The sequence below is a fragment of the Neisseria flavescens genome, assembly GCF_001618065.1.
GTDB classification, from domain to species: Bacteria; Pseudomonadota; Gammaproteobacteria; order Burkholderiales; family Neisseriaceae; genus Neisseria; species Neisseria flavescens_A.
In genome coordinates, this window is the sequence record NZ_LAEI01000016.1 from 17,752 (window position 1) to 27,527 (window position 9,776).

The window sequence follows — 9,776 nt, forward strand, 5'->3', positions numbered from 1 at the left end:
TTTTGGGAAATTTTAAAATGAGATCTTTGCAAAATTCCTTTTCCTTCTAGCAGCCGAAATCCAAACATAGATTTTCGGCTGTTTTCGTTCCAAGTATCCACTGATTCTACTCACCCCCCCTCCCTCTTTATTCTCCCCGGATACCCGATAATCAGGCATCCAGGCCGCCTTTTAGGTAACAACAGGCGCACTTAGCCTGTTAGCCGCTTTCAACAGGTTTAAACGCATTGCTTTCAGATGGCTTTGTGCACTCACTTTAATCAGACCGAAATAGGCTACCCGAGTGTAGCGGGACTTACGGTGCAGCGTACCGAAGCTTTGTTCGACCACATAACGGGTCTTCGATAGATGTCGGTTACGTTTGGTTTACGCTTCCATCAGTGGACGGTTGCGGTGGGCTTTGCGCGTAATGTCGTCCAGCAAACGATGATTACCAGATGCTACCGGTCTTCCTCACTATCATAGCCTGAGGCCTTTGCACGAGTTTGTCACATTTGACACAAATGGCGCAAGTTAGACACAAATCAGGCACAAACAAAAAAGACAGCCTTATAAATAAGCTGTCAATTAGAAATTTAGAATCTTAGGTTTGGCAATAAATTCAGATATTTGTTGGTGCCCGGAGCCGGAATCGAACCGGCACGGCCGGTTTAGGGCCGACGGATTTTAAGTCCGTTGTGTCTACCTATTTCACCACCCGGGCGTAGACAGTAAATTGAGAAATTGGAGGCGGGGGCGCGGATTTGAACCGGCCTATATAAGGGTTGCACCCCTTATAGCATAAACACTCTGCCACCCCGCCATGAAAGGGATGGAGGCGAGAGTCGGAATCGAACCGGCGTAGACGGATTTGCAATCCGCTGCATAACCACTTTGCTATCTCGCCAAAACTACGTTTGAGTGTTGTAGTATGAAACTGGAGCGGGAAACGAGTCTCGAACTCGCGACCTCAACCTTGGCAAGGTTGCGCTCTACCAACTGAGCTATTCCCGCATATTCGAAAAGAACAATCAACAAGTAATCAGAATGGAGCGGGAAACGAGTCTCGAACTCGCGACCTCAACCTTGGCAAGGTTGCGCTCTACCAACTGAGCTATTCCCGCTCTGATATTTGTTGCTTCGTATATCGAAGAAGACGCAATTATTATGGATTTAATCGCGTGCGTCAAGTGTTTTGTTTTTTTTTTTAAAAAATTTATTTGAATTCTTTCCATGCCATTTTCAGGTAGTAGCACATTGACCAGATGGTCAATACAGATGCTATAAACATCAATATGTTACCAATGAGATAGAAAGGGTCGTTATATTTGTCCGTACCGATAAGCAAAAGGAAGATGGCGATCATTTGGGCAGTAGTTTTGAATTTGCCGATAGTGGCCACTGCAACGCTGCCGCGTTTGCCCATTTGTGCCATCCATTCGCGCAGGGCGGAAATGGTAATTTCCCGGCCGATAATAATCATGGCGAAGATGGCGTATGTTCTGCCAAGGCTGACGAGCAGGAGCAGGGCAACTGCGACCATGAGTTTGTCGGCAACAGGATCAAGGAATGCGCCAAAGTCAGAAGTTTGTTTCCAGCGGCGTGCTAAAAAGCCGTCAAACCAGTCTGTAATAGCGGCAAGTGCAAAGATGATGGCGGCTGTCCAGTTGACGGTTTGTAGTTGAATCCATGTGTTCGGTAAATAGAATAGGATGGTGAACACGGGGATTAATAGGACGCGCATCCAGGTAAGTAAAATAGGTATATTCCAAGGCATGGTTTGGGATCTTTTGGATGATGTGTCGGGTTGTTCATTATAGCTTATTTGTTCACTCTGCTTTTTGAAGTGTTGTTTTTTTGCCGACAAGTATCTTGGGCATAGATTTTTGTCGTGTGGATTGTGAAGAAAATCTGCTAAGGCCGTCTGAAAAATAGGCTGTTGCGGGGTGTAAATGTTTTGGGGTAGAAAAGTAGCTGCGAAATAGTGGGCAATAAGGTCTGCCTGCTGTTCGATATTTAATTGGTTGATGTGGGGTAAGGGGATGGGGTAGGCGTAAGCTTTGCGCTTTCTGTATCCGCCTTTGAGCATGATGAATAGGCCGGAAAGCCAAACTTTGTGACCGCGCTGGTGTTGCCAGACATGTGTCAGCTCATGAATCAGCCAAATTTTGTAGGCTATGCCGGTTTGAGTGAAATCTTCGGGGCAGTGTTTACGCGGAAAGTATATGTTTCCATTGGGCGCAATGGCGGTATTGGCGTTGGGTAGAAGTGGAATGCCGCGATATATTTTGATGCGGTGGAAGTTTATGCTGTCCGCAAAAACTTGTTTTGCCATACGGACTTCATTTTCGGTCAGTCTGCGCCAATCGGAAAAAATCATATTTGGAAGGGAATATAAGAGGGTATGAAGATTTCAGGCCGTCTGAAAGGTTTCAGACGGCCTGGGTCGGGATTTATTGTTCTGTTGAAGCAGCTTGTTTTCCGTTGTCGAACAATTTGTCCATGGGGGTCAGGTTGACTGCATTGCCTTGGCTGACTATCCATTTGTTTTCAACACGCCATACGCCTGAGGCATCTTCAACGCGTAAGTACCAATGATTGGTTGGGCGTAAAGGTTTAAAGACGGCTTCGTATTCCATGCGGCCGTTTTGTGGTTCGGCTGTTACGGCGCGCAGCTTGACGGTTTGGTCATCGGCTTTGCGCGTTGGGTGCATCAACAATAGGTTTAATGGCTGTTTGGTATCGAATTGTCCGCTGGCGAATACTTTGGCGGCATTCATATCCGGACTGATTAAAACCTGCACCTGAATTTGCCGTTTAACGGCTTCTTCATCGCGGTGAAGTTGGATTTCGATGTGTTTGCCGTCTTTGTAGTAATCGTCAGACACCAAGTCTGTCGTGTGTTCTTTTGCGACGAAGAACATGGAAACGCTGGCGATAACGACGAAGATGGGGCCGGCCATCAGCACCCAGGGCCAAATATGTTTGTACCAAGGTTTGATTTTGGGTTGTGGGGACACCGTTTATTCTCCGATAAAGGTTGCTTTTTCTTCTAAAGTAGTCGGTTTGGAGTCGGCAGAGCCGGTCTCGTGATAGATAAAGGTAAATTCAATCGGATGGCTGCCTTTGTCGGCGTATTCGGGAATGGTAGATACCTGTACCGGGATGGTAACGGTTTCCCGCGGCGCAATTTTAATACCGTTTTCAGGCAGACCGGTCAGTGCGATTTCGTCAAAGCCTTTGACGGTTGCGGTCATCAGTTGTTCGTTTTCACTATTGTTGATAATGCGCAGGTTATAGGCATTTTCCAACCAGCCTTGGCTGTTTTCGCGAACCATGACGCCACGGTCTTTCAGGATATCGACTTCGACCATTTTTCGGGTGGAAATGCCGACCAGGAAGGCGATGATGACCACCAGGAGTACTGCGCCATAACCGGCTACACGCGGACGTTTCAAGCGTTTTTTAATATCGCTTTCAGGGTATTCGTGTTCCAACGCGCCTTCGGTCGTGTAACGGATCAAGCCGCGCTCGTAGCCCATTTTGTCCATGATTTCGTCACAGGCATCGATACATGCCGCGCAGCCGATACATTGGTATTGCAAACCGTCTCGGATGTCGATACCGACAGGGCAGACTTGCACGCACATGGTGCAGTTGATGCAGTCGCCCAAACCGCTGTCTTCTTTGTTGGCGGTTTTCTTGCGTGCGCCGCGCGGTTCGCCGCGTTCGGTATCGTAAGAAATAATCAGCGTGTCTTTGTCAAACATTGCACTTTGGAAACGTGCATACGGACACATATGCAGACACACTTTTTCGCGCATGATGTGGGCGAAGAAGAAAGTCATGAATCCGTAAAATGCTGCGGCAAACATTGCGCCGCCGCCTGCTGCTCCGGTGAATAAATCGGGAACAAATTGGCGGATCGGGACAAACCAGCCTGCAAAAGTGATACCTGTCCATGCGCAGACAAGGAAAATCAGCAGGTATTTGGTGGCCTTAATGCGAATTTTAGTAAAGTTCCAAGGCGATTTTTCCAGTTTTAGTCGTTTGTTTCTATCGCCTTCGACTAAGTTGTCAATCCACAGCATAATTTCGGTGTAAACCGTTTGCGGGCATGAATAGCCACACCACAAACGACCGGCAATGGTTGTCCACCAAAACAATCCGAATGCGCAAATCATCAGCAGTAAGGCAAGATAAATCAAATCGCCCATACCCAGCGACAGTCCGAAAATGAAGAAATGACGGTCAGGGATATTGAATAAAACCGCCTGACGGCCGCTCCAGTTGAACCATGGGATAACGTAAAATACAAACTGGGTCGCCAATACTGCGGCGATACGCAGTTTGGCAAAGCGTCCTTCCGCCTTTTTAGGATGGATGCGTTCGCCTTCAGGATGGATTTGAATCACGCTGGATTTGGGTTTGGAAGGTTTGGGCGGAGTGGCTTTTGCTGTTTTTTCTGTTGAGGGTGAGGTGTTTTCAGCTTGGTTTTCTGGTGACATTTCAGTGTTCCTTGATGAAGTGCACACAAGCCTGTTGTCATGGTAGTAGTTTGATGTGAATATTTTCAGACGGCCTTTCGCGTGCATACAAATCATAACATTTGACTCTATTCAAAGCAAAAGAGGGACTTCGTCTTAACGATGGATTCCTTACGGCCGTTTGATGTAGGGCCGTCTGAAAAGGGCAGTATTCAAAGGTTTATGGTTCGGCCTGTGTGCAAACTTATAGTGATTTGCTATTTACACGATAAAAATATATAAAGCACTGTTTCAAAACGAAATAACAGTTAATATCATCTATCCTGTCCGTTTCGGGCAACCGAGTGGAAACAGGCCGTCTGACAAAGCGAATATCAAAAGCTATCCTTGAAAGCACGGCTGATTCAGGCGATAATCGGCACACTTTTTTCATATTTCCAATCTTGTCCAAGGAAGGTCAAACCATGTCTCAACTGGCAAACGCAATCCGTTTCCTCTCAGTCGATGCCGTACAAAAAGCCAACTCTGGCCACCCGGGTGCGCCTATGGGTATGGCGGAAATGGCGGAAGTATTGTGGACGAAGTTCCTCAATCATAATCCGGCCAACCCGAAATTCTACAACCGCGACCGTTTTGTCCTCTCCAATGGTCATGCTTCCATGATTCTTTACAGCCTGTTGCACCTGACCGGCTACAACGTTTCTATTGATGATCTGAAAAATTTCCGCCAACTGCACAGCAAAACACCCGGCCATCCTGAATATGGCTACACCGACGGCGTGGAAACCACAACCGGCCCATTGGGACAAGGTATTGCTAATGCTGTGGGCATGGCTTTGGCCGAAAAAATCTTGGCTGCCGAATTTAATAAAGACGGTTTGAACATCGTTGACCACCACACCTACGTCTTCATGGGCGACGGCTGTATGATGGAAGGCGTATCGCACGAAGCCTGCTCGCTTGCCGGTACTTTGGGCTTGGGCAAACTGATTGTTTTATATGATGACAACAATATTTCCATCGACGGTAAAGTGGACGGTTGGTTTACCGAAAACATCCCTCAACGTTTTGAAAGCTACGGCTGGCATGTGATTCCAAATGTAAATGGTCATGACACTGATGCCATTCAGACGGCCATTGAAGCGGCCAAAGCCGAAACCGGCAAACCTTCCCTGATTTGCTGCAAAACTTTAATCGGCAAAGGCAGTGCCAACAAAGAAGGCAGCCATAAAACCCACGGTGCGCCTTTGGGTGCGGACGAGATCGAAGCCACGCGCAAACATTTGGGTTGGGCTTATCCTGCGTTTGAAATCCCTCAAGAAATCTATGCAGCATGGGATGCAAAAGAAAAAGGCGCGAAACTTGAGGCCGGATGGAACGAACTCTTCGCTCAATATCAAGCCAAATATCCTGCAGAAGCCGCAGAATTCGTGCGCCGCATGGATAAAAAACTACCTGAAAACTTCGATGCTTACGTTCAAACCGCATTGAAAGAAGTGTGCGCCAAAGCAGAAACCATCGCCACCCGTAAAGCCAGCCAAAACAGCATCGAAATCTTGGCAAAAGAGCTGCCTGAATTGGTGGGCGGTTCTGCCGACTTGACCCCATCCAACCTGACTGACTGGTCAAACAGCGTTTCCGTTACCCGCGAACACGGCGGTAACTATATTCACTACGGCGTGCGTGAATTCGGTATGGGCGCGGTGATGAATGGCCTTACCCTGCATGGTGGTGTGAAACCCTTCGGCGCGACTTTCCTGATGTTCAGCGAATACGAGCGTAATGCCTTGCGTATGGCTTCACTGATGAAAATCAACCCAGTATTTGTGTTTACCCACGACTCCATCGGCCTCGGTGAAGACGGCCCAACCCACCAACCCATCGAGCAAACCGCCACTCTGCGCCTGATTCCAAATATGGATGTATGGCGTCCATGCGATACCGTTGAATCTTTGGTAGCGTGGTCTGAAGCCGTTAAAGCGGCCGATCATCCGTCCAGCCTGATTTTCAGCCGTCAAAACCTGAAATTCCAAGCGCGTGATGAGCAACAGCTGAACGATATTAAACGCGGTGCTTACGTAATCAGTGAAGCTCAAGGCAATGCACAAGCTGTTGTAATTGCTACCGGTTCTGAAGTTGAATTAGCTTTAGAAGCGCAAAAAGTATTGGCAGAACAAGGTATCGCAGTACGTGTTGTTTCCATGCCGTCTACCAATGTATTCGACCGCCAAGATGCCGCCTATAAAGCCGCGGTTCTGCCGGAAGGCTTGCCACGCGTAGCCGTAGAAGCAGGACATGCCGACGGTTGGTATAAATACGTCGGTTTGAACGGTGCAGTGGTCGGTATCAACCGCTTCGGCGAGTCTGCACCTGCTGACTTGCTGTTCAAAGAATTCGGCTTTACCGTAGACAATGTGGTTGCCACTATTAAATCCGTTTTGTAAATCAGATTTTTGATTGAAATAAAAAGGCCGTCTGAAATTTCAGACGGCTTTTTTCTAGGTCTTACCGTTTGGATTTGCAAATACGATGAGTTGTAATTCAAATAGAAACACTTTAATCAGCATCATTTCCAAGTATGCGAGGAATCACTTTTAATTTAGCAACTGTTTTCAAATACTTGTTTCTTAGAATTTCCGATGTCCTTCCACCTGTGTAGGGAAAAAGGCTGATTGAAACGGCATGTTTTGTTCCCATCCCTGTTACATTAAAACTGTTTCTCCACACTGATAAATGTCTGCATATTCTTACGGGAATAGAAGCCGCTCATATTGCTGTCGATTTTCAGATAACGGAAATTCAAATGCGGTACCAAGCCTTTCCATGCAATTTTATTGTGCCAAATAGATACATTTGCCTGATATTCACGGTCTTTTCGGGTTAGACGGTACACCAGGCTACCTGGTGCATCAAAGGTACGGCGAGCGTAGCGCAGGTTGGTGCGGATGCCGAATCCGTTCTCAAACGCTTTCGCCGCACCGAAGCGTATGCCCTTGCGCACGGATGCCTGCTCCGCTTCTTTGGTCATGTCGTGCGACCAGTCTGCACTGCCGTAGAGCAGCCAGTTTTTCGGCGCAGAGTATGCCAGCGTTGCTCCCACTAGCGGCATATGGCTGTTGTAACGCGCAGCCGTGTTGCTGTTTTGATAGTATTTTTTGATATAGCCTGCATTGAACGAGAGCCGCCATTTTTCGTTCAGACGACGTGAAAAATCGGTATTGATACCGGTTTCGCGATTATAGCGTTTGCCGCCCAGCCAGTTTTGTTCGGCAAACGGCACAATTCCAAAGGATTGCACCACCGAACGGTTTTTATAGCCCGCCGACAAGCGCAGGCTTTGCTCGTTAAAATCCTGATTGTCCCAATAATGCACACCGTCGCCGCTAAGGCTGCCGTAAATAAAATGATGCCCACCCACATTGATTTCGCGCGCTACGCCTGCGCCGTAGCGGATACCGTGCGCCTTTTGAGGCAGGCTGTCAGCAGTTTTATGCCAGCGTCTGCCATTCCATTCTATAACACGCTCGGATGAAGCATTGTTTACATTATCGGTTTGCTCGTATTGCAGTGAAACATCAGGCTGCCAGCTTTGCGCCGATTCAATAGCGGTAAGATAACGGTCGGCAAGTTGCTGTATGGGCGGCTGCAAATCCGGTTTTGCCCGTTTTAATTCTGCCATTGCCTCACGATACTGCTTGTTTTCAAACATCATGACACCCAAATCGAAACGCGGATACGCCAAATCGGGATGTTTCGCCAAAATGCCGCGATAGAGCGATACAGCCTCACCATGCCGCAACTGACTACGCCGCAACGCGCCTAAAGCATAATCGTATAAAACGGCATCACGGTCGGACGCGGCTTTATATTGCGCCAACAAGCCTTCCAGTATCTTCCAGTCCCGTCCGATTAATGCGCGGTTGATCTGTGCTTCCAATGAGGAATCGGCAGAAAGGTTGTCTGAAAGCTTCTGTTCTGCGGGTTTGTCGTCGGTAAAATCTTTTGAGGGTGTTTCGCTGTTGGGTTGTTTGTCAAAAAATACAGGCGTAGGCACATGGACAACGGGGGTATCGGCAAGGGCGGCTGATGTGAAGGAGAATATTAGTAAGACGAGATGGTTTTTATTCATTTTATTCAGTGGGATATGGATGGCAGGCGTATCCGGTTATTATACGGATAACGCGGTGAAAATGCTCGAAAAGGTCGTCTGAAACGTTTTCAGACGACCTTTTGGTTATATTACATCAATATTAGCGGGAGCCGGCAAAGCCAATTTCACCATTGTTGCGATCATCGACAGTACCAACGATTTCTTCTGCATCCGGACCGAAGAAGCCGAGTCGGTAGCTGCCACCACGGTTGGAAGAGCCTTCGATGCCGTGTCCATTAATTATGGTTCTGTCAGTTTCTTTATTGGTGTAGCTCATTTTTTTAATTTCTGCTTCATTCAGATGAATGTCGCTGTCAAGACCTGTAATTTTGCCACTGCCTTTTCTGCTGTCGAAGTCAACAGAATAAGCCAATTTTCCTTTCTTATCACCATCACTTGCAATACCGGAATAGTCGAATTTCCCCGTAGTAGGCAGGTTTTGGGTGGTATAACCTTTAATCAGGATATTGGTATCGTCATCGTCAGCATCCAGCTTTTCTGATTCACCATTAAGTGTTAAACCGGTGGGCGTAATACCTGCAATCAGTGAATAGTTTTGACGGTAAATATGGGCAACACCGTTTCGAGTAATGGTATGGTCCTGACCTTCTGCCTGTGCAACGACAGTTTCCCGATAGTTTTGGCTGACTAACGTTTTAAGTGGAATACTGGATAAATTAAAATCATTACCACTGCTGGATTGGTTTCCTAAATTTACCTTATAAGATTTGAGAATAACTGTCCCATCAATTTCCTTCTTCTGTGCAAGTTCTCGGATATCTTTATTGGCGGTATTTTTTATACCTTCGTATGAAACTGAAAAATCAACGCGTGGTGTAGCGTTGGCAGAAGAATTATTGTTGCCGGGAGTATTGCTATTGTTGCCGGGAGTATTGCTATTGTTGCCGGGAGTATTGCTATTGTTGCCGGGAGTATTGCTATTGTTGCCGGGAGTATTGCTATTGTTGCCGGGAGTATTGCTATTGTTGCCGGAAGTATTGCTATTGTTGCCGGAGGTATTGCTATTGTTGCCGGAAGTATTGCTATGTTGCGGAGTATGTATTGTTGCGAGTATGTTATGTTGCGAGTATGTTATTGTTGCGGAGTATGTTATAGTCGTGGTGTGGTCGGCGTCTCTCAAGGCACGACAGGGGGATAGG

General features: G+C 47.2%; 7 protein-coding genes, 5 tRNA genes and 1 pseudogene. 2 read left to right on the forward strand and 11 right to left on the reverse strand.

Translation table 11 applies throughout. The features are described from left to right. Window positions 1-171: 171 nt before the first annotated feature. The 9 genes and pseudogenes from TW89_RS03285 to ccoG all read right to left on the reverse strand — a co-directional run. Window positions 172-467: pseudogene (locus TW89_RS03285) on the reverse strand (transposase); the annotation flags it as partial. A 146-nt stretch (window positions 468-613) separates the two neighbouring features. Next, window positions 614-703, reverse strand: a tRNA-Leu gene (locus TW89_RS03290). A gap of 21 nt (window positions 704-724) precedes the next feature. Then, window positions 725-802: transfer RNA gene (locus TW89_RS11685), tRNA-Cys, on the reverse strand. A gap of 10 nt (window positions 803-812) precedes the next feature. Continuing rightward, window positions 813-886: transfer RNA gene (locus TW89_RS03295), tRNA-Cys, on the reverse strand. 31 nt (window positions 887-917) lie between these two features. After that, a tRNA-Gly gene (locus TW89_RS03300) sits at window positions 918-993 on the reverse strand. 34 nt (window positions 994-1,027) lie between these two features. After that, window positions 1,028-1,103, reverse strand: a tRNA-Gly gene (locus TW89_RS03305). Window positions 1,104-1,195: 92 nt separating this feature from the next. Next, window positions 1,196-1,756: a CDP-diacylglycerol--glycerol-3-phosphate 3-phosphatidyltransferase gene (gene pgsA, locus TW89_RS03310; protein WP_107792537.1), complete on the reverse strand. Its 561-nt coding sequence runs from the start codon at window positions 1,754-1,756 to the stop codon at window positions 1,196-1,198. A gap of 676 nt (window positions 1,757-2,432) precedes the next feature. Next, on the reverse strand, window positions 2,433-2,999 hold the full coding sequence (locus tag TW89_RS03320) for a FixH family protein (protein ID WP_128580543.1): 567 nt from the start codon (window positions 2,997-2,999) through the stop codon (window positions 2,433-2,435). A gap of 3 nt (window positions 3,000-3,002) precedes the next feature. After that, window positions 3,003-4,487 (reverse strand): cytochrome c oxidase accessory protein CcoG, encoded by a 1,485-nt coding sequence (gene ccoG / locus TW89_RS03325; RefSeq protein WP_128580544.1) that lies wholly within the window; start codon window positions 4,485-4,487, stop codon window positions 3,003-3,005. Between the two features lie 443 nt (window positions 4,488-4,930). Between ccoG and tkt the strand changes: the two genes are divergently transcribed. Continuing rightward, window positions 4,931-6,910 (forward strand): transketolase, encoded by a 1,980-nt coding sequence (gene tkt, locus TW89_RS03330; RefSeq protein ID WP_128580545.1) that lies wholly within the window; start codon window positions 4,931-4,933, stop codon window positions 6,908-6,910. Window positions 6,911-7,173: 263 nt separating this feature from the next. Here tkt and TW89_RS03335 read toward each other — a convergent pair whose 3' ends face one another. Further along, window positions 7,174-8,595: a surface lipoprotein assembly modifier gene (locus TW89_RS03335; protein ID WP_128580546.1), complete on the reverse strand. Its 1,422-nt coding sequence runs from the start codon at window positions 8,593-8,595 to the stop codon at window positions 7,174-7,176. A gap of 121 nt (window positions 8,596-8,716) precedes the next feature. After that, on the reverse strand, window positions 8,717-9,418 hold the full coding sequence (locus TW89_RS03340; RefSeq protein ID WP_432757671.1) for a factor H binding protein domain-containing protein: 702 nt from the start codon (window positions 9,416-9,418) through the stop codon (window positions 8,717-8,719). Window positions 9,419-9,529: 111 nt separating this feature from the next. Between TW89_RS03340 and TW89_RS12260 the strand changes: the two genes are divergently transcribed. After that, complete coding sequence (locus TW89_RS12260; RefSeq protein WP_432757672.1) at window positions 9,530-9,775, forward strand: hypothetical protein; 246 nt, start codon at window positions 9,530-9,532, stop codon at window positions 9,773-9,775. Window position 9,776 lies beyond the last annotated feature (1 nt).